We start from the raw sequence: 25,246 nt of genomic DNA, 5'->3' as shown, positions 1-25,246 counted from the left end.
CTACGATACCGTTCGAACTCTATGGCGAGGAAGGGACGCTGGGGGACGATCTACGGCGCGGGCTTCAGGCCCAAGGTCGGCAACGTCTTGCCCAGCGTCTGGGTCCGATGATCAGTCGGAGATTCTGCCTCTTGTGGAATCCAGAATCGAGATATAAGGTCGGCAATCCTTTGCCGACAAACCCGTTGGCCCAACGGCTATCTTCGTAGACTGAGTGCGCCGATCGTACAACTTTTTCGGCATGCACTCCGCACCACCAGCCCCGAGATCCCGCTGGCGAACAGCCAAAAGGCGGCCGGTACGGGAACCGCGCTGGACTGAATGCTCAAGGACAGACCGGCATTGGCGGCGAGCGGCCCCGAGAGGCTGAAGAACAATCCTTGATTGGGTTCGGACGGATTGCCCAACACGCCCAGATCAATATTTCCGGCGTACAACGCCTGGAAATTGAGCGTCGCCAGCGTCAGCGTTTGGTTGGCCGGAGTGTTGGCAATGCCGGGGAAGGCCGATCCCGCCAAATCCAGTTTGACCAGGCCGCTGTCATCGCTGAAGGACGGCGAATACGTGACGCCGGTGAACTGAGCGGCGGTACCGTTCAGCACCGTGTCGAATCCGAACGCCAGCAATTCATCGGAAGCGTCCAACCCATCGAAGGGCTGAGTCAACGTTAAATCGATACTGAAGCTGTCGCCAACCAGCACGGGGGCATTCCCGACCAAATTGAGCGACACCACGGCCGAGTGGGAAGGGGCCACGGCCAATAGCCCCAGAATGGCAATTGCGAGGCGGGCTTTAAAAATCAACATCGTTTATCTCCAGTTAGGGGTAAAGGGCCGCCTCGTTGCAACGGGGCGGCCGATCGCTGTTTAAAGGCCTGCGTTGACACGATAGGCAGTGTAGTGGCCATACCAGCGCTGGTAGTCGGCATAGGTCACGCAGCCGACGCCGTCGTAGTTAGCCTCCGCCAAATAGCCGGATTGGCCCGAACACTTGCCCAAGGCGGAGCGGAAGCGGTTCTGGTCCGCTACGTCGACGTCGCCGTCCTTGTCGAGATCGCCCGGCACCAGCACTTCCACCACGACCGGATCGTGGTCCGACGAACGATACGGATCGGCACTGTAGAAGCTGGTGACCTGATCCGGCGTCTTGAAGTCGGTGTTGTAGTCGAGCGCGATCGGCTCGTCCGCGTTGATGTGCCATTCCGCGACGCCCTTGACCTGATAAGTGAGCGTCAAACTGGACAGGGCATGATCCAGATAGCCTGCTTCGCCGTCGAACACGTAGGAATATGCGTCCTCGCCAAGGAAAGCCGCGACCTGATTGGTAAAGCCGTTCTGTTCCAGGGTCCGGATGGGATCTTCCTTGGCGTAGGCATTCAGATCGCCGATGACCAGGACATCGGTGTTGCCGCTCCCGGTGGGATCCGCCGCCAGCCAGTCGGCCAGGGCCTGGGCAGCCCTGGTCCGGGTCAGGTTGCAGTTTCCCTGCTCGTCGCCCACGTCCGGGTCTCCCACGTCGGTGCAAGCCGAGCCTTTGGACTTCAAGTGATTCACGACCACCGTCAGCTTCTTGTTGGACAGCTTGTCCAGGAAGGTCTGGGCCAGCGCGGGCCGATTCTTGGTGTCGATGAAATCGGGATCGACCGAGGAGTCCAGGATCGCGAACGACCCGACCGGGCTCACTTTCGCCGGCTTGTAGATCAGCGCCACGCGGATCTCGTCGGTGCCGACGATGCCGGTGTCGATGAAGGCGTACTGAGCGGACCCGGCATAGACGTTGAGGCTGTCCACCAGATCCCGGATCGCCGGATAAGCATCGTCGTCGTTCTCGATTTCCATGAGGCCGATCACGTCGGCGTTCAGGCCGTGGATGGCGGGGACGATCTTGTCTTTCTGGCGGGTGAACTCGGCCGGGTTCTCGGCGCCGCGGGCCGTCGGGAATCCGCCGCCGAAGCCGTCGCCGTTGAAGTAGTTCAGCACGTTGAAACTGGCAATGCGGAGCGATCCGATGCCGGGCAACGCGGGCGGAACCGCGGGGCGCGGATTGTCCGCCACGAACAGGGGGTCCGCCGTGGGCAGCAGGCGGAAAGCACCGAAGGCGTAGCTCATCACCCCGGTCGCGCCGGTCAGCGTGTCGCCGCTCCGTAGCGTGTTGCCGGCGCTCAAGCCGGGAGCCGGGAAAATCACCGGGTCGGGATTCTGGACGTTGGAGCCGTCATCCACGAACAACCGATTCAGGTCGTTGGCCGCCGCCACCGCATTCGCCGCCGCGCCAGGCAAAGCGACGTGCGTCGGATTCCGAAGGCGACCGTCCGAGGACACCACGATCTGGCCGAAGCGGCCCAGCTGGAAGTTTTCGGTGACGGTCAAGCTCTGGGGCAAGTTGATCAGCATGCCTTCGTAGCGCTCCCGATCGGTGGCCGATCCGTCGAAGGGCAGGGTTACGGGCGTCGCCGCCGGCAGCGGGTTTCCGCTGGCGAGTACAGTTACCGAGGAGGCGTTCAGCGTCGTCAGGCCGTTGGTTTCGGTCACGGTTCCGGTCACCCGCACCCAATCGCCCGGATCGACGGCGATAGTGGAGTTGACGAACAAGCCTTCGGACGAAGCGGGATCGGCATCGTAATCCGCCGGCTCCTCCTGAACGAAGAAGCCGCTCAACTCGGTCGCGCCCTGGAAGTCGCCCACAACAACGGCCTCCACCGTCACGGCCGCACCTACGACGGGACTGGACAGGCCGGTGCCCTGCACCGTACTGATCAGGCTGACGGAGGATGGCGGGGGCGGAGCGGAAGCGAAAGACTGCCCGGCATTGAGCGCACCGAAGGTGTTACCGGAAGAAGCTACCCAAGTGAAGTCCTCGTAGAAAATGCCGTTTCCGGTAAGCTGCAAGGATCCGCCGACCGGTGTGGAACTGCTTTCGCTGACGCCGATATCGGTGCTGGTGAGGCCGTTGGCAAGCCCGTTGGTGGCGGTGAACATGCCCTCGTAACTCAGAAACTGAACGATTTGATTGGACGCATCCACCAGGGCGATGCCGTCCGGGGCGCCGTTCTGCAATCCGTCCTGGTTGTAAGCGATCGTGATCACGCCGTAGCCGGTACCGCCCAGGTCCGGAATCGTCCCGGAAAGGGTTTCGGACGTGGTCGCGGCGGGCGTGGCGTACGTGCCGCCGCCGTTGCCGTTGTAGCGGACGATTTTCCAGCCGCTCAGATCGGTGCCGGCCGGCCCCGCGATCTCGATGGCTTCGCCAGCGTCCGTCCCGGCGTTGTCGTAGTGGATTTCATTGATGAAAACCGGCGTCGCGGCGTACGCGGCAGGGCCCAGCGCCGCAAGCACCGCGCCGGTCAATACCTTGCGCATCATGTTGTTGTCCTTTTGGAATTTTGTTTCGGAGAAATCGATCACGGGGGCTTTCAACGGAAAATCTGCCGGTCCCGTAGAGCGAAGACACGGTAACGGCCGTTTGTGACCGCCGTTTGAAGGTCACGTGACAGTTTCCGAAACGGAAGCCCGTTCGGAGATTGGTTCAGGACAGGCCTGTCGAAGGACTTAATCAGAGATTCCTTATGGAATAATCCGTTTCGTCACGAGGCGACCAAGCCAGAGCATCGCGCCCATGACCACCATGCCCCATTGGGGTAGCGTGGGAATATCGCCGTCGTTGCCGGATTCAGGCGGGAAAGCGTCATTGACCGTGGTCGACGCGCCGGCGCTGTTGTTTGCGGAATTCGGATCGGCTGTCGGACTGCTCAGGCTGACGGAGTTGACCAGGCTGCCGGCGGCGACGGGCTGAACGTTGATGAAAGCGGTGCCGGCTCCGCCATTCGTCAATGGACCCAGATCGCAGCTTACGACCCCAGTGCTGTGCGTACAGTTGGCCGAGGCGGATAGAAAAACCGCACCCGAGGGAAGCGCGTCAGTCACCGTGACGCCTTGAGCATCCGCGGGACCCGAGTTGATGACGGTGATCTGATAAGCGAGCTGAGCACCCACAGCGACCGGGTCGGGACTATCGTTCACGGTGACCGCAAGATCGGCGGCGGCAGTCACCGTGGTGTCGGCCGAGGCCGCATCATTGGCCGGATTCCCGTCCGGCGTGGCGGAAGCGGCTTGGATAGTATTCTGAATGGAACCCGCGGCATCGGCCCGCACGCTGATCGTTGCGTTGGCGGAACCGCCGGACGGGAGGTCGCCGAGGTTGCAGGTGACCGTACCTGCCAGGTGGGAACAGCCGGGAGACGCCGAGAGGAAACTCACGCCGGCCGGAAGTGCGTCGGTCAGGCTCGCTCCGGCCGCCACAGCGGGGCCTTGGTTGGTCACGGTGGCGGAATAAACCAGTTCGCCTCCTTGAAGAACGGGGTCCGGATTGTCCGACAAGGTGACCGAGAGATCCGCGGCGTTCTCGATGAAATTCCAGTGGAGGACGATGGTGCCATAGGCGCCGTTTTTGCCGTCCATGGCGATTTGGTAGGTCGTTCCGGGCTGCACGGCCAAACCGACCTGGCTCTGAGGCCCGCCGCTGTCGTCGCTGGAAGCTTTTGCCGCCAAGCCGTTGACCGCCGTTCCGGTGTAGACGGCCAGCAGGGTATCGACGGCGCTGCCCGAGGTATCCAGCGCCAGTTGGCCCGAGCCGGGCGAGGTCCATGTCCACCAGACGGATTTTCCGCCGGCGTTCCCGGCGTGATTGGGCTCCCCGGCCTCCTTGCTCGCGAACTCGTTCGAGCCGTTGGTTTGCCCCGAAGCGCCGCTCAGCGCGATGCGGTTCGCGAAGCGGTCGTTGGCGGGGGCCGGAAAAAGGCCCGTGAAGTCTATGCGCGGCTTGGTGATGGGAGCCGCAGGCCGGGTGTCGGTGACCGCGATGCCGTTCCCGGTCAGGCGGGCGACGGTCTGATCCAGCGTCTCCGAAGGGAATGCCGCACGCAGCACGGCCACCGCGCCCGCAGCATGAGGCGTGGCCTGCGATGTTCCGCCGGCGATCCAGCCGGCGGCGCTGATCATTGCGCCCGGCGCCAGCAAGGTCAGAAAAGACGCCGTATTGGAGAAGCAGGCCACCTTGTCCGCTGCGGTAGTCGCGTCGGTGCAGACGGACCAGGCTTTTTGGCCCTGGTTCGCGTCGTACACCGCGCCCACCGAGACCGCCTCGGGCGTGCACGCCGGCATGGGCAGTCCGTCCAGGTATGCCTCGTTGCCGGCGGCCGCCACGGTGAGAATGCCGGCGCCCCGGGCATTGGCGATGGGCGTCCGGAACGGATTGCCGTTCGCTCCGGAGAGCTGGCTGCACGGACTGGTGAACTTCGTGTCGGCGCCTAGGCTCATGTTGATGGCGACGATATTGTAGGCCGACCGGTTCGCGATGGCCCAGTCGATTCCACCGATGACGTCGCTGCCGAAGGCGGTCGAGCCGGTGAACACGTCCAGGGCCGCGACTTTCGCTCCCGGCGCAACGCCCAGCGCGATCCCCGCCACGTTGGTGCCGTGGCCGTTGTCGTCGCGGGTATTGTCGTCGGCCGCGATATCCACTGCCGCCACCACCTTGCAGCCTGAAGGAACGCCCGGTGCGGTGCAGGAGCCGAAAGCGGAATGGGTGTAATCGACGCCCGTATCGAGCACGGCGACGGTGGTATTCGCACCGTTTCGACCGGAGCCGGTGGGTATCGGTTGATGGATCAGGGGCAGACTCTCGTTCAGCTTGTGGTGGAGTACGAGGTCGGGATAGACCGCTTTGACTTCGGGACGCGACAACAATGCTCGCAAGGCCCCCGCCGTCCGAAACCGCAGGAATGCCATGGGCAGATGCTCATAATCCCGCAGCAACTCGCGCTCCGCAGCGCCGGGCGCCGCCAGGGCCCGTTGCTTCAGAGTACGGTAACGGCCCGATTTGAAGGCCAGGATAGGCGCGTCGTCGTAGCCTAGCCCCTTTTGGGCGCGAAGATCGGCTGCTTCCTTCTCGATGGCGGTATCGTCGAACAACACGATCAGATCCTGCGGCGCTCCCGCCTCCAGCCGAGCGAGGACATCGGGCGGGGCTTTCGACTCGCTGGCGGATTGCGACACCGGGAGTGCGGCAGCCCCCATGATCGGTTGCATGCTCAGCCAGGCGATCAATACGACAGCCCAATAGGTTCCGATCTTTCTCGGCGTCTGTGCTTGGTTAGGAAATCGAGATTTCATGCCCACGTCCGTTTTGGTTTACACGCAGTGCAAAAACCTTAACGTCCTAAGGTAAAAACTTGATGAAACGCTCCCTCACCCGTAGGCGAAACCGTAATATCGTTTGGCTTGCGACCAGCGGCAGCATCCCGATGGCGAGGGACAGGGCCGATCTCCCGCCGCCGTTCATGAAGTGCATCCAGGCGACCATGGGCGAGTGCGGCAACTCGTTGGGGGCCAACTGAAACAGCAGCAGATCCCAGGCGCTTCCCGCCAGTATCAACGGAATATCCAGCGCCTCGATCGCCGCCCATCCGGGCAGCGCCAGGATGGGAACGGCGAGCCTACAGGCTGGCGAAAATCCCGGCCACGCCAGCCACAAGGGAATCATGAGCAGGGGATGAAGTACGGCGTGCCCGGCCAACGTCGAGCAAACGATTTCGGTTCCCCTGGGAACTTCCCGGTCCCCCAGGTAGAAGACATGGATCGCCGTGAGTTTGGCCCGGACCACCGTATCGCCCTGAACGATCGCCAGGGTCAAATCTTCGACTTCGAATTCGGGCAGCGCCCAGCCCAGCACCCACCGATACTCCGGAAACCAGAACCGGGTGTAATCGTCGCCCAGATAAACCGACAGAGCCAGCAAGACCGTGTAAGCGACAACCAAGGTCCCGCCGGTCTTAAGCATGCAGAGTCGATCCATTGGCAGCCTTTTTACAGGCTACGGCCCAGGCCAGGAAAAACAGGCTCGTCAGCAGAATCAACACCACCGGCAACATGTAACCGTGGAGCAGGCTGAACAGGGACTTGTCGTAGCGAAAGGCGTAGAACAGCGTCACGATGCGCGCCTGATTAAGACCATGGACGAACACAACGCCCAGGACGGCGCCACTCAGCTTGTGCCGCCAGGAGGTGCGATGGATCAGAATCGCGGCCAGCAGCAGGAAAAACGTTTCGATACCTTCGCAACCGTTAAGCACGTTGAGCCGAGCATGGGGCGACACCAGGCTGTGGCCCACTGCCCTTACGTTTTCGCCGGGGGTAATGAGGTTGATCAGTGCCACGCTCGGCCGGACCGTCAGCATGTCGATGAGCAGGCGCTCTACGGCCGTTCCGCGCCCAAGGCCGTAAAGCCATTGAAGCCCGGCGAAGATCAACAGGAAAGCAACAATGGATTTGAGTTCTCTAAGCGCCATGTCGGCTGTTCTTTAGCGATCTGTACCGAGTCTGATTCGATGTTTCGGATGGTGTCGGCTAGAGCGTTTTCATCCCGCTCGTACGACAAAACGTGCTTGGCGGACGTCGTTGGCGCCTTCGGCTCGGGTGAATGGATTCAAGCATTCGTAGGTCGGCAAGCCTTTGCCGACGAATCCGTTGGCCCAACTGCACCGTCGGGAAGGGCGGCTTCGGCGCTCCGTTGGCAAGCCGGAGATCGCAGATAGCGTCGGATCGCGGCAAAAACCCAACGCCCGACAAGGCGAATCGCTGGGTTTTAGGCCGGGACTGCCGGATGCCCCCGGCGCGTCGGTGCTAATCCCTATCGCTGAGGCGCAAATCGGGCCTTAATGCTGACGGCGGCCGCGAAAGTCCAAAGGGTGATCCAGCTTGATTTTGATGAACTCGTTATTGTCCGAATTCGAATCCCGTCCTCCGGTGCCAGGATAGTTGTTGTCGTTCATCACCAGGAGGGTGGTTGGGTTCAGGATCAACACGTCCTCGATGGTCACGAACGGAAAGGTGAAGGTGGTGCTGCCGTCGCCGTTCAAGTCGTGCGGATCGGGGATGTTCATCAGATCCACCAGTTCTGTCTTCTTTACCAAACCGCCGTTGGCGACGCTTGCCATGTCAGCCAGGTAGAGCTTCTTGAACGGCGTGCCGTTGGTCGCGGTGCCGCCGTTACGCTCGATGACGATGAACTGATGATCGTTGATCGCGGTCATGTCGCCGATGTTGGTCCCTTCCGCTTCGAGCTGATACAGCCAATTGTTCCCCGTGTAGCTTTCCGTATCGATGTCGAATTCGTTGATTCGCAGCGTCTTAACCGGATCGCCCGTCACGGTGCCTTCCAGCAGCGTGTAGAGCTTGTCGCCGGCCGGATTGATCGCCATGCCCTCGAAGCCACGGGAGGTGCCGAGGTTAGGAATACCTGCCCCGAGATAAGGGTTCTGGGGCGACATGACGTCTGGACCGGTGGCCGAGGAGCCAGGCGGAAGGATGTTGGGGGTGGCGATCTCGCTGCGTAGAACCTTGCCCTTGTGGTCGGTTTTCACCAGGAACGGGCCGAATTCTTCTCCGAACCACAAATTGCCGTTCTTGTCCTTACGTACCGCTTCGATGTCGAGATCCGAGCCGGTCAACAGTCGATTTGCTTGAATGCTCGAGTCAACGGGGATGTCGTTCGCGCCATTGGGGTAGTTCGCCATGCCGGCGACGATGTCAAACCCAATCTTGTGGTCCGGGTCGTTCAAACTGATAAAGCTCTTGCTGGTGAAGGCCCTCAGCTTCTTGCCGGTTTCGAACTCGGCCGGGCTTACCTTGCCGCTGCCAACCACAGATCGACCGTTCCACGTCTTGAAGTCGGGCCGCATGGCGTAAAGGCGCAGCAGGGTGTCGGCGGAATTGGTCTTGGCACCGAAACCGTTGTCCGTCATCACGTAGAAGGAACTGCCGGTCGGGCCCCTCAGAACGGCCGAAAAACCCTGGACCGGCTGCCTGTCGACCAACGGCAGGCTGTTGCCACCAGCTCCTGCACCGGCGAATTGTCCGGAAGTCGGGCCGACGGCAAACGTGTTGGCCGGCAGCATTGCAAAACCGGTGAGTTCCGTTGCCTGAACGCCGGTGGCCACGACTGCGGCGGTCAGGGCGGAGGCTTGGGCGAAAGGCATGACAATTTTCCAGGCATTTGTTTTCACGGGATTTGTTCTCCTGAAGTCGTTGAGTGAAGTCGCACCGCGTGCCGCGCACCCGATTCGCTCGAGGAGCTGACAGGCGGCGGCACACGAAACCACCAACCTTAGGGGCGGAGTGTTACTGCTCGGTGACGCTGCCAGAGAACATGCACGGAGGCACACCGTACGACCTCGCGAGCCATCGCCAACTGCGCCTCGGTTCGGATGAATTGATTCAAGCATTCGTAGGTCGGCAATCCTTTCCCAATCGCAAACGGTCGCTTTAGTCGCGACCCTTCCGACGAAGACGCTCGGCCGGGACGTGGCGTCGGGAAGGGGGGCTTCGGCGCTCCCCGGATGACCGTTTGCGATTGGAAGGGTGGCTCCGGCGCTCCCGGAGACACCGTTTGCGATTGGAAGGGTGGCTCCGGCGCTCCCGGAGACACCGTTTGCGATTGGGAAGGGATTCCCGACCTACTCGCGAGTGCCCGTACAGTCGGTATGAAAATGCTCTAAGGTGGATTAAGGTGGAAAACGCGGAAACCAAAGTTTCCAATAAGGAGACGGGGGTGTTGAATGCAAAAGATCCCGAGGACGCTGTTTGCCCTTCACACCGGCTTAAGGGATCAGGAGATTTACGGGCTGCGCTGGGACTGGGAGCATGACGTCAAGGGGTTGCACACCACGGTATTCGTCATCCCCGAAACGGAAACCAAACATGGCCGCGAACGGATTGTGCCGCTCAATACGGTGGCGCGCTCGATCGTCGCCTCAGGGCGGGGCAACGGCTCGGAGCGGGTGTTCGATCTCGACGGCCAAAAGGTGTCGAGGATGAACGACAAGGCCTGGCGGAAAGCGCGGGAAGCGGCGGGCCTTCAGCCGGTGCCGGTCCATGATCTTCGGCATACCTTCGGGATGCCTTTGCGTGCCGCGGGGGGCAGCTTGGAAGACCGGCAGGACTCGCTCAGTCATCATGTCGGGCGGATCACCACGCATTACAGCCGTGTGGAAATCGCGCGGTTGATCGAGTGCGTGGAACTGCTGTGCGGCGAGGAGAAGAGGCCTGAGGTCACGCTCGTGAAAAGAGCGTGATTCCGGCAAAATTACGGCAGCCGATTCAGAGCTGCCATAAGTCTTTGATTTTGAGAGCTACGGACGGACTTGAACCGCCGAAACCCGCATTATGAAAGCGTTGCGATGCGACGCAAAGCAATCTAAAGCCACGCAAAACAAGCGCTTAAGAGCCTATCCCAGTAGGCCGTTCGCCCTGAGCCCTTCGACTCCGCTCAGGACAGGCCGGTCGAAGGGTTTCTTGAGCCTACTGGGATAGCCTCTAAGAAGGGTTGGGGTAGCTTTAAAGGAGCATTAAGCGGCTATGGCGTTGACGTTTTGTTGACAACTCGAATTGTGGAGACTTTGGTTAGCCGATCATCGTTTGTCCACAATTCGTCGCATTTATGTAGTTCGGCGGTCGCCAGATGCAGGGCGTCCGGCGTTTTCAGATTGAAGGACGTTCTGAGCCTTGCGGCATTCAAGAACACGGATTCAGGCATTGGAAGCGTGATTGCCGAGTCGAAAAACGTCTCAAAGTCTGAAACGAGAGACGGATCGTTCCGTTTAAAAGCGCCAGTTAAGCATTCCAGCTTCACTAAAGGCGAGATGCAAAAATCCGCTTCGGTCGATCGGAAAACATCGTGAAGGGACTGGTAAAACTCGGGATGTTTCTCGATCAGGTAAATGACGATACAGCTATCGAGGTAAACGAGCACGGCTAATCCCAAGCATCGCGTTCCTCTTGAATGGTTTCCTCGATTTCTCGGGCCGATCTCGGCTTCCTGGGAGAACGGTTAAGATCGTTCAGGAAGTTCAGGAGCTTTCGGCGTCTCGTATCGGTCGTGCCCAGTTTTTTTTCGATCTGTTGGACGTATTCCACGATGGCTTCCTCGGCGCAAGCTTCCTTGGTCTTCCCGGCCTTCTTGGCCAGCTCGTCCAATCGGGTTTCAAGATTGTTCGGAAGGTTCACGGTAATCATTTCAACGCCTCTGCCCTGTTTTCTTAAACTCCGCCCCTAGGCCTCTTCGATCTCAACTGCATGCCACAAATTCATTCCATCTTGGCTTGACGTCCGTATTATCTAAAACTGGTTTATACCACTTTTCCACGGATTGTTGACTGTAATGGGTGGTCGTCGGCCAGCATGAAGCGTAGTAAGAAACGAACATTCTGACCACAGGCACAAGTCAAACAACGAAAGCCTGACTCCTTCCCATTCTCGGATATATCCCTCTTAAACTGTGATTCGAATATTTCGAATGTTGCGAATATTTCGAATAGATGTCATCATGACACTGAGCACTGAGCACTGAGCACTGAGCACTGAGCACTGAGCACTGAGCACTGAGCACTGAGCACTGAGCACTGAGCACTGAGCACTGAGCACTGAGCACTGAGCACTGAATACTGAAGCTGATTAATGAAACTGCCATGAACGCGAACGTAAAACCGGAACTTCCAACCGAGTCCGAAGTAACGCTTGCCAAGGAAAGTAGCCGGCAATTGTCCTTGTACTTAAAGACCAAAGAAGAAGCGCAAGCCATACGAGTGATTGATCAAAAAGGGGAGCATGAAGCGGTAAAAATTCCCACCGCTGCTTTCCGGCTCCTGATTGACATTCTCTCCGAAATGGCGCAAGGCAATGCCGTCAGCTTAATTCCGGTACATGCCGAACTGACGACTCAAGAAGCGGCCGACATCCTCAATGTCTCCCGCCCTTACCTCATAAAACTCCTGGATGAGGGAACGATCCCTTATCACAAAGTTGGAAAACACCGCCGAGTGCGGTATCAGGATGTCGTCAATTACAAAACACGCATCGACCAGGAACGGCGGAAGACATTAGAAGAACTGGCGGCCCAGGCACAAGAACTCAACATGGGCTATCCTGATTAGCGACGAAGTTCAGTACAGGCTCACATAGTGAGCCGCTAGGGTCCTTAGACTATGGGCATCTATCACAAGCGGGGTGTCCCATGCCTATGAACCGGGTGCAATTTCAAAAGGGTTTGTCGTTGGCCGAGTTTCTGACGCAATACGGCAGTGAAGCGCAGTGCGAAGCGGCACTGGAGGCCCTGCGCTGGCCGGACGGTTTCCGCTGTCCGGTCTGCGGCGGCGCGCGCCACACGGTGTTCGAACGGACCGGGCGGAAATACTGGCAATGCGGACACTGCCGGAGCCAAACGACGCTGATCGCCGGGACGATCTTCCAAGCGACCAAGCTGCCGCTGACCACCTGGTTTCTGGCCATGTATCTCCTGACCCAGGCCAAGAACAATGTCTCGGCACTGGAACTGATGCGCCATCTCGGGGTGTGTTATCGCACGGCATGGCTGGTGAAGCACAAGTTGATCCAGGTGATGGCGGAACGGGAAACGGATCGGCAGCTGGCCGGGCGGGTCGAGATCGACGATGCCTACCTGGGCGGTGAGCGGCCGGGGAAACCGGGGCGTGGCTCCGAAAACAAGTTGGCCTTTGTGATGGCGGTACAAACCACGGACGACGGGCGTCCGTTGTTCCTGCGCGTCGATCCCCTGCCGTTCACGCAGCAGGCTATCGCGGACTGGGCCAAACGCGCCTTGGCCCCGTCGACCTACGCACTCACCGATGGCCTGAGCGGGTTTCGGAGGCTGCACCAGGTCGTCGCTTGCCATCATCGCCTGATCCTGGGCTCTGGGCGGCAGTCGGCGCAACATCCGGAGTTCCATTGGGTAAATACGATGTTGAGCAACCTGAAGACAGCCATTTCCGGCACCTATCACGCGTTCAAATTCGAGAAATACGCCCAGCGGTACCTGGCCGAGTTCCAATACCGCTTCAATCGGCGTTTCAATCTCAAAACCCTGCTTCAACGGCTGGCGCGCGCCGCGGCGTTCGCTAAGCCTCGACCCGAGTGGCAAATTCGCTTGGCTGAAGTTCATCGCTAATCAGGTGGGCTATTGATGAATGAGCAACTTTGCTGTCGTATATGACGCCTGCGTGCTTTATCCCGCACCGCTCCGCGACTTCTTGATGTGGCTTGCGTTGACCGACCTATACCGGGCCAAATGGAGCGAAAAAATCCATCAAGAATGGATTCGAAACCTGATCGCCGAACGGCCGGATCTCACCATAGACCAGCTCAACCGAACCAAACAGCTCATGGACAGCAACGTCCGGGACGCCTTGGTAACGGGTTACGAATACCTGGTTCCTACCCTCGACCTTCCCGATCCCAATGACCGCCATGTTCTGGCGGTCGCGATCCGGAGCCAGTCCAGCCTGATTGTCACGTTCAACCTGAAAGACTTCCCGGCACGAGAGCTCGCCAAGTACGACATTGAAGCGATTCACCCCGATGACTTCATCTTGGATCTATTCGATCTCGATGCCTCTAAGGTTTTGGAAGCCGCCGCAAGCCACCGGCGGAGCTTAAAACACCCGGCAAAAACGGTTGAAGACTACCTCGATACCCTACTGAGACAAGGCATTCCGGAAACCGTCAGCACCCTTAAAAGCATGTCCTTCGCTCTTTAATCGAAAGTTCGAATTCGAATGTGAAGAAGCGATCCGGATCTGGGACATCGAACATGCGCGAAGCGTCAATGAGCGGCTGTTGGACGAAATGAATCGCGGCCGGAAGCGAACGCTCTGAGCAGGGGGCGAAAGTCAAATAACCAAAGCCTGACACCCTGACCCGCTAATAACCAAAGCCTGACACCCTGACCCGCTCTGACACCCTGACCCGCTGCCGTATCACGCCGTCATGCTCGTGTAGGTCGGCATCCTGCGAGTGATCGAGTTCTTCGGCGCAATGGTCTTCGTCACGGTATTCTTGATGCTCGGCTGGCTGTTGATCCAAATGGTCCGCGATTACCTGGCCAGCACATAAACTGAAACCGACACTTGCCACCAGTATTTCACGCCAAAATGTCGCCCAATGCCCCTCTTCACACGCGGACGAGTCTACCCTTGAATTAGAGTGGTCCCCGTGGAATGATTACCTATGAACCACGTTGAACCATTCCGATAGGGGAGGGTGAATTATGACGACCGAAGCCTTTACTGTGCGCACTGACGGCGAGACCGTTAAACGCCTTGACCAACTCGCAGCACAGCTCGACCGCTCGCGCAATTACCTGGTGAACCAGGCGATCCAGGAATATCTGGAGCTGCATGCTTGGCAGATCCAAAAGATTGAGGCCGGCATTGCCGCCGCCGATCGCGGCGATGTGATCCCGCATGAGGAGGTGATGTCCGAAATGGACGCCTTGATTGAAGAAAAAATCAGAGCGTTCGAAGACCGTTCGTGAAAATCGTCTGGACCGGCCCCGCCCGCCAAGACTTGCGGGACATTTACCTTTATATCGCCCAAGATAACCCCTACGCAGCGCGTAAGCTTCAGAATGAAATCCGGCAACGCGTTGCGCTTCTGCAAGATAATCCCGGACTCGGCCGACGGGGCCGAGTCACTGGGACGCGGGAACTTGTCATGGGAGATTCCCCTTACATTCTGCCTTACCGTGTGCGTCAGGACTGCATCGAAATTCTGGCTGTTTATCACGGCGCCCGGAAATGGCCGGAGGAGTTTCCAGAATAAACCCAATGAAGCCGAGGCATGGCGCTATGTAAAAACTTGCCAGAAGAATATAGGAGGGCTTCCAACGGAATTGGAATTAGCTATAAAGAAATAAGCGTAACCAGGATCTTCAGTAAGTCTCCTCAGTAGGGGGCCTACCAATCCAAGAAGAATAATTACAGGAACTGTAAATGAGTAATGGGGAAAAACTTAGCTCTGCCGCCTACCAACATTCTCAACAAAGCATCCAACGACCTGATGTCGGGGTCGAAGCACAATTCCCGAATAAGAAAGCACCGAAAACCTACCGCTACGATTCCAGCCTCGCTCCGGAGCTCTGCTGGGATGAGAACGCCGAGCGCCCTTTTGCCGAGTGGCTGCTCAACCTCGTGGCCGAAGCGGCAGAAAAGGGGGAAAGCGATGTCTTTGCGCAGCCGCAGTTGTGGGAGGGAACACAGGAGAAATTCTCGTCGCTATCGCAATGTGCGGCCCGGCTCAAGAGCCTCACCAAGCCCTTTCTGAACTGGGCAGGAAAGGCCGAACGGCAACAGATTTCAGTGCCGTGCCCCTATTCGTGCATGAGCGGCATTCTACCCAAGCCATTTTGGAAACCCTTAAAAGCCATAAGGCCAGTGGGACCAACCTGGACCTGTTCGGGGATGCCAAACTGGACTTCTGTACGGCGTTAGTGACGCGCGCCGCCAATTCTTCTACCGCTTTATCGTTCATAGCTCTCTCGTCAAGTGATGGCTAACTCTACTGATAGTCAAAAATCGCGGAATTTAAAGTAAGAAAAAGCGGAAAGTTTTGCCAGTATTCGCTTACATAAGGCCGGAGAAAAAATTTAGTCTTGGCTGGCTAACCTGATCCCTCTTATCAGCGCTCTTCCGGCGATTATCCAGCCCCTTTTAGATTTCTTCTGGTCTCCTCGATCTCCGGACTGATGTGTCCGGCTTCCGGCTGCATGAGGCCGATCACGAGCCAATAAGCATACTGCGGCCAAAGGTTTCCTACGGCTTCTATCTCTGGTGCGCCAGCGCGTACGTGTTGCCGCTTGATGTTGCTCCATCGCATGCGATCTATGCCCGTTTTCCGTTCAAGTTCCGTTGGGGTGAACTCGGCATGATCTATAAGCGCTTTTAATCGTTCTTGCAGATCCATATAAGAAAGTTAAATGATGCCATTAAGGCAGTTGCCATAATGACAACATCTCAGAAATCAATACTACGCATTGCAGCCACAAAGCGACAGTTGAAGAGGAAGCGTATGGAAGACGAACGTCTGGGTCAAGTCACCCCCTCGGTGCCGCCCCTGCAAATCCCGATCGCCTACATCACGAGGCAACGCTATGCCGAGCTCTCCGGCGTCCCCATCGGCATCGTCGACGCCTGGGTGGACCGGGGCCATATCCCATCCGAGGTCATCGGCAAACACAGCTTGGTCAACGTCGCTTTGATGTGGGCGCAAGCCTTCCAGGCCGACAGCTTCTTGTAATCGATTCGGGGAGAGAACGCCATGACGAAACCCGCCAGCAAAAAAGCCGTCGGCCAAACCGTCACCGTCAAAGTTAGCGCCATCCGGGAACTCTGCGACTACGCCCTCGGGTTCTACGAACGCCAACGGCAAAGGGGCGGCGATCTCAAACTCGCCGCCTACCAGGACGCCATGGGCCACCTCCAGGCCCTGCAAAAACTCTTCATCGCCGACACCGCAATCGTCGCGCGGGTCAACGGCTCCATCGAGCGCTTGAACCACCTCTCCATCCGTTGGTCGATCATCCGGGGTCGTTCAATGCATTGGGCGAGGTCTATCGAAAGCGCAGCCTGAGGGTGTACGAGTTCGGACGTTATCTCCGACCGAGACAGCGGTATGGTCAAGTGTCATCGGTCTTTCGTCGAGAGATCGGAAATTGAACTTCCCGAAGGGCAGATGTCTCACGTTCTCCGCCATACCGTCGCCAGCCAACTCATGATGAATGGTGGTAACATCCTGGCGCTTAAGCGAATCCTCGGCCACGCCAATCTAACCATGACCATGCGCATCTTGCGCCGGATCTTCTGCGGGAAGCGTTCGAATTTGATCCTTTGACGGGGATGACACCGAAAATAAAAAGGCTTAGGCGAAACGCCTAAGCCTTTTTGAATTTGTGGTAGCTACGGGCGGACTTGAACCGCCGACACCCGCATTATGAATGCGGTGCTCTAACCAACTGAGCTACGTAGCCATAAATTAGAGTTGAAATAGTACTTTTTTCACGTCGCTTCTGTCAATATTCGCGATTGGCCATGTCACGGTATTTTGAATTTTTTGGCCGCGAAAAAAGCAAGTTGGCGTTTATACAGAATATTTCTTAAACAATCGGCAATGGAAGTTTTGACAGGCACATTTGCTCTTTGGAGTCTTTTCGGCAGCGCGTTTGTATCCGCTACTTTGGCGCCGGGCGGTTCGGAGGCGGTGCTTGCCTATCTTGTCAGCCAGACCGAGCTTTCGCCGGAAGTGTTGCTGTTGACGGCCACGTCCGGTAATACGTTAGGGGCTGTCACAACTTGGGTGTTGGGATTTTTCACTGCGATCAAGTATCCGGCCGAGCGCCTTGCAAAGTCGCGCCAGGAAAAGGCGGTAGCCTCGGTGCGAAGATGGGGTCTTCCGATCTTATTGTTTTCGTGGCTGCCCGTCGTCGGGGACGGATTCTGTTTCGCGGCCGGCTGGTTGCGTCTGCCGTTTTGGCGGTCGGTCCTGGCTATGGCGATAGGCAAGGCTTTGCGTTATGCCGCTGTCGTTTATGCATTTGTTTGAGTCATCGTTGCGCTTGCTTGTCCAGAGGATCGCCGACCGGCGCGGCGAAGGCATCGGAAACGATGGCCGGTACGTTACTGCCCGTTAGTGATTGCAGAAATGCGACAAGAGCCTTGATTTCCGTCGGATCGAGGTTCAAGGGCTTAATCAGCGGATCGAGATTTTCGTTGGGAACGCCGCCTCGATTGTAGAACTCGAGAACTTCCTCTAGCGTGGAAAGAGAGCCGTCGTGCATGTACGGCGCGGTCAACGCGATGTTGCGTAAGGCAGGCGTTCGGTATTTCCAACGGTCTTTAGGGTCTTGGGTGATTTCGTAAAAGCCGAGATCGTTTGGTTTGGGCTCGCTGACGGCGGCGAGGATGTCGGCGTCGATTTCGAGGGTAACTCCCGGTGCCGCTTGGATTTTCTGCTTTGGCTTATCGTTGGCCATGGCGGCACGGAAGCCGATGCCGGTATTGTGCATCTGCTGATCGGCGAACAAGGCGTGATCCTTGGCGATCGTGTGGCACTGGGAGCAACCGGCCTTGCCGGTGAACAGTTCGAACCCGAGACGCGCTTCGGCAGGCAGCACGTCTTTTTTCTTTCCGAAATACCAGCGGTCGAAAGGCGAATCGGCCGAGTTCAAGGTTCTTTCATAGCTAGCTAAAGCCATGCCTATGGTTTCCATCGAAGGGCCGCGCTTGAAGGCCTTTTCGAAAAGGCCGGCGTAATCGGGGAGGCCCTGAATTTTATCGACCACGTAACCGACCGAAGGAGCCCCCATTTCGTTGTTGGCCAACAGAGGCCCCCAGACTTGCTGTTCCAAGCGGCTCTCGCGTCCGTCATGGAACAGACGTTTAAGATAAGCCACGTTATAAATCGTCGGCGAGTTGCGGCGTACCGTGCGCCCTTCGATGCCGACGGCAGTCGCCTGCTCGTTGCTGCTGAAGCCTTGCTCCGGAATGTGGCACATGGCGCACGAGAAGGTGTTGTTCAAGGATAGACGACGATCGAAGAACAGTTTTCGGCCCAGTTCGACCTTGGCCGGGGTCATCGGATTGTCCCTCGGCGTTGGAACCGGGGGCAGGCCCAGGGGAGGGCGCTTGGCGTATTCGACCAGGTTGGTTCGCTGGCCGGAGCGCTCCGCGAGAGCGATGGACCGGGTGGCGAAATCGGCTGCCTCATAACCCGTCTTATTGTCGCCGCCGCCGAGAAAAGCGACACGGCCGGCGGGTGGTTGCTGCGTCGCGACCGTCGATTTTTCGGCCAGGAGTGTTTTTACATCGTTCACTAGCGTGTCGGGATGCAGAAAAGAGACTGTGTAGATATTGCGTATTTGCTTTTCCCGATCGATTAGGAAGACTCGGAGAACATGGGAGAATGTGCCGAGGAATTTCCCATCGGCGTCGTAATCTTTTTGGATGGATTGACCGTAGGCGGTCAGAATCGGCTGAATCTCTTGCTCCGAGCGGGTTGTCAGAAAGCGCCAGTCCGCATCTTTGGCGAAAGCTTTTCCGTAGTGAGCCATGACTTCCGGGGTGTCATGCTGGGGGTTGAAACTCAAGGTGATCAGACGCAAGTGCTTGAAGATTTCCGGCTCTTGTTCGAGACGGCGCTGAATCTTGTGAAAGACGGCGGTCGCGAGAGGACAGCCGTTGACATCGCTACAAGTGGAATAGATGAAGCTTAGAAGGACCAGTTTGTCGCCGTACAAGCCATGCAAATCCAGCTCGTTCCCGGTACTGTCCAAGACCTGTCCATTGGACGCTTCACCCAGCGCGGGCAAGACATAGGTGCCGGGCGCGGGTAATTCGAAGGCCAGCGGCTTGTAGCCCGGTGCCAAGGGTTTTTCCGGCTGGGCGGCGTATGCCGGGTCGAGCGAAGTGAACAGGCAATAGATGATAGGCGCCACATAGCGGATATTCATGAGACGTAACCGGAGTGCTGAATGATCGTAAACTAAAGAGGGGCTAAACCGTTCTTATTTTTATGTGGACGCACTTTGCGAGCACGTCTTAGACCGCTCGCGGTCAAAAAATTCGTCGGGCCGGTCGTGCACCGGTCCAAACCGATTGGATAGGATAACATTCGAGCTCAAGGAGCCTACGGGCGATGACGGTATCTCAAGATCTATACGAACTCTTAAATCCCAAAGACATTCCTTCGCTAAAGCGCGCTCTGGTCAACCGCCTGATTTACTCCATCGGCAAGGACCCGGTGGAGACGCAGGAACGGGATTGGTTTTTCGCGTTAGCGTATGTCGTACGGGATCTTCTCACTCTGCGCTGGATGGAGTCCATGCGCCGGTACTATTTGCAGGATGCGAAGCGGGTTTATTACCTGTCGATGGAGTTTCTGATCGGCCGGGCCCTAGGGAACAGCTTGCTCAATATCGGATGTTATGACGAATTCAAGCAGGTCTTGGAAGATGTCGGGCTAAGCCTGGAGGAACTAGCCGAGACCGAGGAAGAAGCCGCCTTGGGCAACGGCGGATTGGGGCGTCTTGCGGCATGTTACCTCGATTCCCTCGCCACGCTCCAGCTTCCGGGATTCGGCTACGGGATACGTTACGACTACGGGATGTTTTCGCAGCGCATAGAGGACGGCTATCAAATCGAGCATCCGGAAAACTGGCTGCGTTACGGCAATCCCTGGGAGTTCCCCCGTCCCGACGTTCTTTACCGCGTGCAGTTTCGCGGGCATGTCGTGGAATATCGGGATGTCGACGGGCTGGTGCGATATCGATGGACCGATACGGAAGACGTGATGGCCATGGCCTACGACATACCCGTTCCGGGCTATGGCGGCGAAACCGTCAATAACCTGCGCCTTTGGGCGGCGAAGGCTTCCCGTGACTTCGAGTTGAAATATTTCAACGAAGGCAATTACATCAAGGCGGTCGAAGAAAAAACCCAGTCTGAAAACCTGTCCAAGGTGCTGTATCCGGACGATACCACGCAAATGGGGCGGGAGCTGCGGCTCAAGCAGGAATATTTTTTTGTCAGCGCATCGCTGCAGGACATTCTGAAAAGCTTTTCAACCGATCACCGCGATTTTTCCGAATTGCCCCGGGAAGTGGCCATTCAACTCAACGACACCCACCCATCGGTCGCGATTCCCGAATTGATGCGTATCTTGGTGGATGAGCATCGCGTTCCCTGGGACGACGCTTGGGACATTACCGTTCGGACCTTTTCCTATACCAACCACACGCTGCTGCCCGAAGCCTTGGAAGTCTGGTCGGTGCGTTTGTTCGAGGAGCTGCTTCCGCGCCATCTGCAAATCATTTACGAGATCAATCATCGCTTTCTTAAGGAGGTCAGTGAGCGGTTTCCGGGCGATACCGGACTGCTCCGTCGGGTTTCGATCATAGATGAAGATCGGGGAAGACGACTCCGGATGGCCCATCTTGCCATCATCGGCAGCCACAAAGTCAATGGCGTGGCCGCGTTGCACACCCAGTTGATGAAAACCACGATATTCCGGGATTTCGAGACAATTTTTCCTGACCGGTTCGTGAACATCACCAACGGTATCACGCCGCGGCGTTGGCTGAATCAGGCCAATCGAGGTCTCGCCGCGCTGATCACGGAATCCATCGGCCCCCACTGGGTGACCGATCTGGAGCGGCTACGAGAACTTGCGCCTTTGGCGGACGATGCCGAATTTCGCGCGCGGTTTCGAGCGGTCAAATCGGCCAATAAGGCGCATTTGGCGGCGCTCATCGATGAACGCCTGAATATTCGGATCGATCCGACAAGCCTGTTCGACGTACAAATCAAACGCATGCACGAATACAAGCGCCAACTGCTCAATGTTCTGCATGTCATCACTCGGTATAACCGATTGCGTTTCGGGTCCGCGGGCGACGCCGTGCCGCGCACGGTCATTTTCGGCGGCAAGGCTGCGCCGGGTTACCACGCGGCCAAGCTGGTCATAAAGTTGATCAACGATGTGGCGAAAGTGATCGCCCAGGACCCGGCGATGGATGGCCTTTTGACAGTGGTTTTCGTCCCCGACTACAACGTGTCTCGCGCAATGGAAATCATGCCGGCGGTAGAGCTGTCCGAGCAGATTTCGACGGCCGGAATGGAAGCGTCGGGCACCGGCAATATGAAGATGGCGGTTAACGGCGCGATCACCATCGGCACTTTGGACGGAGCGAATATCGAGATTCGGGAGCGGGTGGGCGAGGACAATATTTTCATTTTCGGGCATACCGCCGAGCAGCTCGGCGAACTGCGCCGAAGCGGCTATAACCCTTGGAACTATTACCACGCCAACAAGGAGCTGAAGCTCGCGCTCGAGATGATTTCGACGGGGTATTTCTCGGCGGACGAGCCCGATCGGTTCAAGCCCTTAGTCGACTCTTTGCTTCGAGAGGGAGATAGGTTCGCGTTGTTAGCGGACTATGAGTCGTATATCGCTTGCCAGGAGGAAGTCGATCGCTTGTATCGCGATCCCGAGATGTGGACGCGAAAAGCGATTTTGAACGTCGCTTTTTCCGGTTGGTTTTCGAGCGATCGCGCCATCGAGGAATATGCGGAGCGAATCTGGGACATACCCACCCGCCGGTAAGTCTAGAACAGCGAAGGTGCCCGCCGCCGGCAGATCGCCGTCGGCCATTCGGCGAACCGGCCGGTTCTAGGATAGGGGCGATCAGGCTGTAGTCAGACCTTCCTCGTCGGACGCTTCGGTGTGCGAAGCGTCGTGGACGCCTTCGTGCCGTCCTTCGAATGCCTTCCTGGCCGCTTCGGCGCCATCGCGTACGCCTTCTTCCATTGCACTGTGCGCGGGAAGCAGGTTGGCGACCATCAATGAGCCGAAAACCACGCCATAGCTCAAGTAATAGAAACCCGAATACACGCCTTTGTGAATCATGCCGCCGACCTCCGGAATGAGTTCGGCAAAAGCCGAACGTGCGTGTTCTGCGCCTTCCTTGATGGCTTCCCCGAAGCCTTCTCGGGCGCCTTCTGCCGGTTCGGTAACCTTTTCTGAAATATATTCCGGGCGCTCGCCCACGGAACCGGTAGTGGGCTCTGCAGCGGCTTTCTTAACGCTTTCGGAAGCCGGCTTTTTCTTGGTCTCCGCAGTATCCTCGGCGTGCTTTGAGGGTTGCTTCTTTGCCATAGTCGTTCTCCATCTCGAACGAAGAAGAAGGAATGTGAGAGATTCCGGTCGGAATGCCAGTGGGACGATTATATCGCCATAGCGCAGTTACCGGGATGTGTTCATCAAAGACCAGAATTCCGACGATTAGTTCGACCAGTTTGCCACAAGGGCGGGGGTGAGTCGGAAGTCTTGGGATTACGGAGACTCGCAAGACCTTTCGACGGAGCAAGCGCCGGATGAGCGGTGCTTGCTCCCGATCTTTATCAGACGTAGCGAAACTGGCCTGGCCAATCGCGGTAATTGAACACCTGTCCGGTTTGCCGGATGTGGGCTATCGAAGCGAGATCGATTTCGGCGTAAACCCACTGCGCTTGATTGAGCTCGCCAATGGCGAGTATTCCGTTGTCCGGATAGCCGTAATCCACCGGCGTGTAGACCGCGGCGGCGCCGATATTGACGTCCACCGCTTCCGACCACGGCGCCTGACCCACCGTGGGCGATTGCACGACATAGCATTGGTTCTCCAGAGCGCGTGCCTGGCAGCCGATGCGGACGCGGTGATAGCCCGCCAGTGTGTCGGTACAGCTCGGCACCAGAATCAAATCGGCACCGGCCTCAACCTGCTTGCGAGCGATCATCGGGAACTCGCTGTCGTAGCAAATATTGATGCCGATCCGTCCGAATTCGGTATCCAGCGTCTTGATTTCCTCTCCGCCGGTAATCAGCCAGTGTTCGTTTTCGAACCGGGTCATCTGAAGCTTGTCCTGATGATCGGTCGTTCCGTCCGGCCGGAACAGAAACGACCGATTCCGATAGCTGCCGTCCTCCATTCGGACGGGAAAGGAACCGGCCACGACATAGACGCCGTGTTGTTCGGCCATGTCGGAAAACAGCATCACGAAATCCGGCAGCAGAGTCTGCATTTCGCTCAGTTGTTTGGACAGCGATTTGTAAACTTCTTCCGGGAAAAGGGACGCGAGCTCCATGCTGAAGTACTCCGGGAACAGCAGCATCTTGGCGCCGTTATCCGCGGCGTCGGCGACCCAGCGGGCGATTTTGGCGGAATAATCGTCCCAGCTTTTGAGAAAGCCGATGTTGTATTGCGCGGCAGCCAAACGAAACGGTCGAGATGACATCAGGTGTTTTCCTTTAACCTAGAAACGGCGGTTGGACGTGCCCGAGTGTGCGGCGGGCGGGACGGATGGCAAGGCGCGACGATGCGGCGGGGTAGTCTCCCGCAAAGAGGAGCAACGCCGCCAGGTGGCCCGCCCGCCGTGCAGTCGGGTGCGTAGCGGCGTCACCCAAACGGTCAGGCAGAAAAAAGCTAGGACGATTAGAAGTCATCGGACTTTCCCGGTTCATCGAAGCGGTCAACTGCTGTTTCTAGGTTAATGGCTTGAGCCAGAAGACCATGGGTTTGGGCGATTCGATTTCCTCATCCAGGTCTTTCCACGTGTACGTCGTCGCCAATTCCGGATGATTGGTATAGCCGAATTTGCTCCAGATCCGGTCGAGCGGGACGTAATCCGCGGGGCGACGCGGATGATTTTCGGGGCGCTGCACGCAGCAGAAGCAGCTCCAGTCGAATCGGCCAAGAGACCGGGCGTGGCCTTCCCGTTCCTCGAAGAACTTGGGATAAATGCCTTTACCGCGGTAGTCCTTCAGCAATACCGATTCCCCGCAATAAAAAATTTTCTTCGGGTCGTAACCGTGTTCCACGAAGGGCTTCCGAAACTCTTCGGTTTCGTGTTCCATCGGAATTCCGGTCGTCGCGCCCACCACTTTATCGCCGTCCAGCACCAGCACGATCACACTTTCCGGCGACCGCGTATAGGTCTGGAGGTATTTCTCCTCGTACTCGTAGCTTCCGTCGTAGAGATATGGAAAATCCCGGAATACTTCGATTCGCAGTCGCGCCAGATCAGGCAAAAACGGCTGCAATTCCGGGTCTTGGCCGGTAAAGCGCTTGATGCTGATCGAGTCGGTCATAGCCTTAGCCCTTTTCGACTTGGGCGATCCAGTCCTGCAAGTTGTAGTAATTGGTGATGCGCGCCACCTTGCCGTCGCGGATGTCGAAGAACGCGCCGGCCGGAAGACGATATTTCTGGCCTTTGGCGGGCGGCAAGCCTTCGTCGGTCACCAGATATTCGCCGAGAACCACGAATTCCGCAGCGGCCCGTTTGCCGTCGTCGCTGGTCATGATGACCATGTCGACCAACTGTTCCTTGTAGTTCCGATTCATCCGGTTCATGAACTCGCGAAATGCCTCTTTGCCGATTTCCCGCTGTCCTTGGTTGATGTCATGGATAACATCATCGGTAAGCAGGCTTAGAAACGTATCCATGTCTCCGGCGTTGAAAGCAGTGTAGTACTTTTCGATCAGTGCTTGGCTCTCTTTGTTCATGGCAAATTCCGCTAAAGGTTGATGTCGTTCCGGATCGCATCCGGGATATATAGGAAAAAATGTAAACTCGCTAGTTTAATCGATCTTGACTGGAATATCGATGAGGCGAATCGATTGTTTGTAGTCGCTTATTGCGTTTGTAAGAAAAGGCTTACAGAAAAATTTTCATTTAAATGATACGGTTTTTCTGCCCTTCAGCCAGGTATCGTCGTGGATTAGCGTACGATTCGGAAATGTGCTCTAAAATAGTGCTCCAGGGAAGCGAGTCACGTGATACTAAACGGACATCCACAACGGAATAATAACA

Annotated in this window: 26 protein-coding genes and 1 tRNA gene; 12 read left to right on the top strand and 15 right to left on the bottom strand. The window is 57.5% G+C overall.

From position 1 onward, the window contains the following. Positions 1-197 precede the first annotated feature (197 nt). From ACR2R1_RS06775 to ACR2R1_RS06750, 6 genes are all read right to left on the bottom strand, one after another. On the bottom strand, positions 198-806 hold the full coding sequence (locus ACR2R1_RS06775; RefSeq protein ID WP_434113246.1) for a hypothetical protein: 609 nt from the start codon (positions 804-806) through the stop codon (positions 198-200). 60 nt (positions 807-866) lie between these two features. Then, a complete protein-coding gene (locus ACR2R1_RS06770; RefSeq protein WP_240502646.1) occupies positions 867-3,404 on the bottom strand; it encodes an ExeM/NucH family extracellular endonuclease in 2,538 nt (845 codons plus the stop codon). A 159-nt stretch (positions 3,405-3,563) separates the two neighbouring features. Continuing rightward, on the bottom strand, positions 3,564-6,170 hold the full coding sequence (locus ACR2R1_RS06765; RefSeq protein WP_434113244.1) for a S8 family serine peptidase: 2,607 nt from the start codon (positions 6,168-6,170) through the stop codon (positions 3,564-3,566). Positions 6,171-6,216: 46 nt separating this feature from the next. Further along, positions 6,217-6,837, bottom strand: coding sequence for a hypothetical protein (locus ACR2R1_RS06760; protein WP_434113242.1), 621 nt, complete (start codon positions 6,835-6,837; stop codon positions 6,217-6,219). Continuing rightward, complete coding sequence (locus tag ACR2R1_RS06755) at positions 6,830-7,345, bottom strand: archaeosortase/exosortase family protein (RefSeq protein ID WP_077732368.1); 516 nt, start codon at positions 7,343-7,345, stop codon at positions 6,830-6,832. Before ACR2R1_RS06755 ends, ACR2R1_RS06760 begins: the two co-directional genes overlap by 8 nt. A 366-nt stretch (positions 7,346-7,711) precedes the next feature. Further along, positions 7,712-8,995: an esterase-like activity of phytase family protein gene (locus ACR2R1_RS06750; RefSeq protein WP_434113240.1), complete on the bottom strand. Its 1,284-nt coding sequence runs from the start codon at positions 8,993-8,995 to the stop codon at positions 7,712-7,714. A gap of 618 nt (positions 8,996-9,613) precedes the next feature. On the opposite strand from ACR2R1_RS06750, the gene ACR2R1_RS06745 reads away from it, so the two are divergent. Continuing rightward, positions 9,614-10,129 carry a tyrosine-type recombinase/integrase gene (locus tag ACR2R1_RS06745; RefSeq protein ID WP_156881621.1) on the top strand — a complete coding sequence of 172 codons (516 nt, stop codon included), beginning with the start codon at positions 9,614-9,616 and terminating at the stop codon, positions 10,127-10,129. Positions 10,130-10,410: 281 nt separating this feature from the next. Here the strand turns inward: ACR2R1_RS06745 and ACR2R1_RS06740 are convergent, their stop codons facing one another. Then, positions 10,411-10,818, bottom strand: a complete 408-nt coding sequence (locus tag ACR2R1_RS06740) for a type II toxin-antitoxin system VapC family toxin (RefSeq protein ID WP_156881620.1) — start codon at positions 10,816-10,818, stop codon at positions 10,411-10,413. Beyond that, positions 10,809-11,069, bottom strand: coding sequence for a ribbon-helix-helix protein, CopG family (locus ACR2R1_RS06735; RefSeq protein ID WP_077732364.1), 261 nt, complete (start codon positions 11,067-11,069; stop codon positions 10,809-10,811). The genes ACR2R1_RS06740 and ACR2R1_RS06735 overlap by 10 nt, the downstream gene beginning before the upstream one ends. Positions 11,070-11,521: 452 nt before the next feature. Between ACR2R1_RS06735 and ACR2R1_RS06730 the strand changes: the two genes are divergently transcribed. The 6 genes from ACR2R1_RS06730 (at position 11,522) to ACR2R1_RS06705 (ending at position 15,337) form a co-directional block, all read left to right on the top strand. Next, positions 11,522-11,986 (top strand): helix-turn-helix domain-containing protein, encoded by a 465-nt coding sequence (locus tag ACR2R1_RS06730; RefSeq protein WP_156881619.1) that lies wholly within the window; start codon positions 11,522-11,524, stop codon positions 11,984-11,986. Positions 11,987-12,066: 80 nt separating this feature from the next. Then, complete coding sequence (locus ACR2R1_RS06725; RefSeq protein ID WP_156882071.1) at positions 12,067-13,017, top strand: IS1595 family transposase; 951 nt, start codon at positions 12,067-12,069, stop codon at positions 13,015-13,017. A gap of 19 nt (positions 13,018-13,036) precedes the next feature. Continuing rightward, positions 13,037-13,606: a PIN domain-containing protein gene (locus ACR2R1_RS06720; RefSeq protein ID WP_156881990.1), complete on the top strand. Its 570-nt coding sequence runs from the start codon at positions 13,037-13,039 to the stop codon at positions 13,604-13,606. 509 nt (positions 13,607-14,115) lie between these two features. Beyond that, positions 14,116-14,382 carry a CopG family ribbon-helix-helix protein gene (locus ACR2R1_RS06715; RefSeq protein WP_077732361.1) on the top strand — a complete coding sequence of 89 codons (267 nt, stop codon included), beginning with the start codon at positions 14,116-14,118 and terminating at the stop codon, positions 14,380-14,382. Continuing rightward, positions 14,379-14,669 carry a type II toxin-antitoxin system RelE/ParE family toxin gene (locus tag ACR2R1_RS06710; RefSeq protein WP_077732360.1) on the top strand — a complete coding sequence of 97 codons (291 nt, stop codon included), beginning with the start codon at positions 14,379-14,381 and terminating at the stop codon, positions 14,667-14,669. Before ACR2R1_RS06715 ends, ACR2R1_RS06710 begins: the two co-directional genes overlap by 4 nt. A gap of 170 nt (positions 14,670-14,839) precedes the next feature. After that, positions 14,840-15,337, top strand: coding sequence for a hypothetical protein (locus tag ACR2R1_RS06705; protein ID WP_434113237.1), 498 nt, complete (start codon positions 14,840-14,842; stop codon positions 15,335-15,337). Positions 15,338-15,542: 205 nt separating this feature from the next. Here the strand turns inward: ACR2R1_RS06705 and ACR2R1_RS06700 are convergent, their stop codons facing one another. Further along, positions 15,543-15,809 (bottom strand): DNA-binding protein, encoded by a 267-nt coding sequence (locus tag ACR2R1_RS06700; RefSeq protein ID WP_156881989.1) that lies wholly within the window; start codon positions 15,807-15,809, stop codon positions 15,543-15,545. Between the two features lie 105 nt (positions 15,810-15,914). Here ACR2R1_RS06700 and ACR2R1_RS06695 point away from each other — a divergent pair, with 105 nt between their 5' ends. Genes ACR2R1_RS06695 through ACR2R1_RS06685 form a run of 3 tightly spaced genes read left to right on the top strand, consistent with a single transcriptional unit; the run spans position 15,915 to position 16,736 of the window. Beyond that, entirely contained in the window at positions 15,915-16,142 is a 228-nt protein-coding gene (locus ACR2R1_RS06695) for a hypothetical protein (RefSeq protein WP_156881988.1), read from the top strand. 21 nt (positions 16,143-16,163) lie between these two features. Then, positions 16,164-16,475 carry a hypothetical protein gene (locus ACR2R1_RS06690; protein ID WP_156881987.1) on the top strand — a complete coding sequence of 104 codons (312 nt, stop codon included), beginning with the start codon at positions 16,164-16,166 and terminating at the stop codon, positions 16,473-16,475. A gap of 42 nt (positions 16,476-16,517) precedes the next feature. Beyond that, complete coding sequence (locus ACR2R1_RS06685) at positions 16,518-16,736, top strand: tyrosine-type recombinase/integrase (RefSeq protein ID WP_434113234.1); 219 nt, start codon at positions 16,518-16,520, stop codon at positions 16,734-16,736. 59 nt (positions 16,737-16,795) lie between these two features. Here the strand turns inward: ACR2R1_RS06685 and ACR2R1_RS06680 are convergent. Beyond that, positions 16,796-16,872, bottom strand: a tRNA-Met gene (locus ACR2R1_RS06680). An 83-nt stretch (positions 16,873-16,955) separates the two neighbouring features. Between ACR2R1_RS06680 and ACR2R1_RS06675 the strand changes: the two genes are divergently transcribed. Beyond that, on the top strand, positions 16,956-17,444 hold the full coding sequence (locus ACR2R1_RS06675) for a YqaA family protein (RefSeq protein WP_348529962.1): 489 nt from the start codon (positions 16,956-16,958) through the stop codon (positions 17,442-17,444). A 1-nt stretch (position 17,445) separates the two neighbouring features. Here the strand turns inward: ACR2R1_RS06675 and ACR2R1_RS06670 are convergent, their stop codons facing one another. Further along, a complete protein-coding gene (locus ACR2R1_RS06670; RefSeq protein WP_434113231.1) occupies positions 17,446-19,350 on the bottom strand; it encodes a cytochrome c peroxidase in 1,905 nt (634 codons plus the stop codon). A 185-nt stretch (positions 19,351-19,535) separates the two neighbouring features. Between ACR2R1_RS06670 and ACR2R1_RS06665 the strand changes: the two genes are divergently transcribed. Then, a complete protein-coding gene (locus ACR2R1_RS06665; RefSeq protein WP_086134396.1) occupies positions 19,536-22,001 on the top strand; it encodes a glycogen/starch/alpha-glucan phosphorylase in 2,466 nt (821 codons plus the stop codon). Positions 22,002-22,082: 81 nt separating this feature from the next. Here the strand turns inward: ACR2R1_RS06665 and ACR2R1_RS06660 are convergent, their stop codons facing one another. The 4 genes from ACR2R1_RS06660 to ACR2R1_RS06645 all read right to left on the bottom strand — a co-directional run bounded on the left by ACR2R1_RS06660 (position 22,083) and on the right by ACR2R1_RS06645 (position 24,939). After that, a complete protein-coding gene (locus ACR2R1_RS06660) occupies positions 22,083-22,553 on the bottom strand; it encodes a hypothetical protein (protein ID WP_077730423.1) in 471 nt (156 codons plus the stop codon). Positions 22,554-22,798: 245 nt separating this feature from the next. Then, positions 22,799-23,671, bottom strand: a complete 873-nt coding sequence (locus tag ACR2R1_RS06655) for a carbon-nitrogen hydrolase family protein (RefSeq protein WP_156880056.1) — start codon at positions 23,669-23,671, stop codon at positions 22,799-22,801. Positions 23,672-23,918: 247 nt separating this feature from the next. After that, complete coding sequence (locus tag ACR2R1_RS06650) at positions 23,919-24,524, bottom strand: GNAT family N-acetyltransferase (RefSeq protein ID WP_156880055.1); 606 nt, start codon at positions 24,522-24,524, stop codon at positions 23,919-23,921. A 4-nt stretch (positions 24,525-24,528) separates the two neighbouring features. Further along, positions 24,529-24,939 carry a ketosteroid isomerase-related protein gene (locus ACR2R1_RS06645; protein ID WP_077730426.1) on the bottom strand — a complete coding sequence of 137 codons (411 nt, stop codon included), beginning with the start codon at positions 24,937-24,939 and terminating at the stop codon, positions 24,529-24,531. Positions 24,940-25,246: the final 307 nt, after the last annotated feature.

Origin of the sequence: Methylocaldum sp. GT1TLB, assembly GCF_051027445.1 — a bacterium.
In the GTDB taxonomy this organism is placed as follows: domain Bacteria; phylum Pseudomonadota; class Gammaproteobacteria; order Methylococcales; family Methylococcaceae; genus Methylocaldum.
This window is presented reverse-complemented; position numbering and strand designations above follow the sequence as displayed.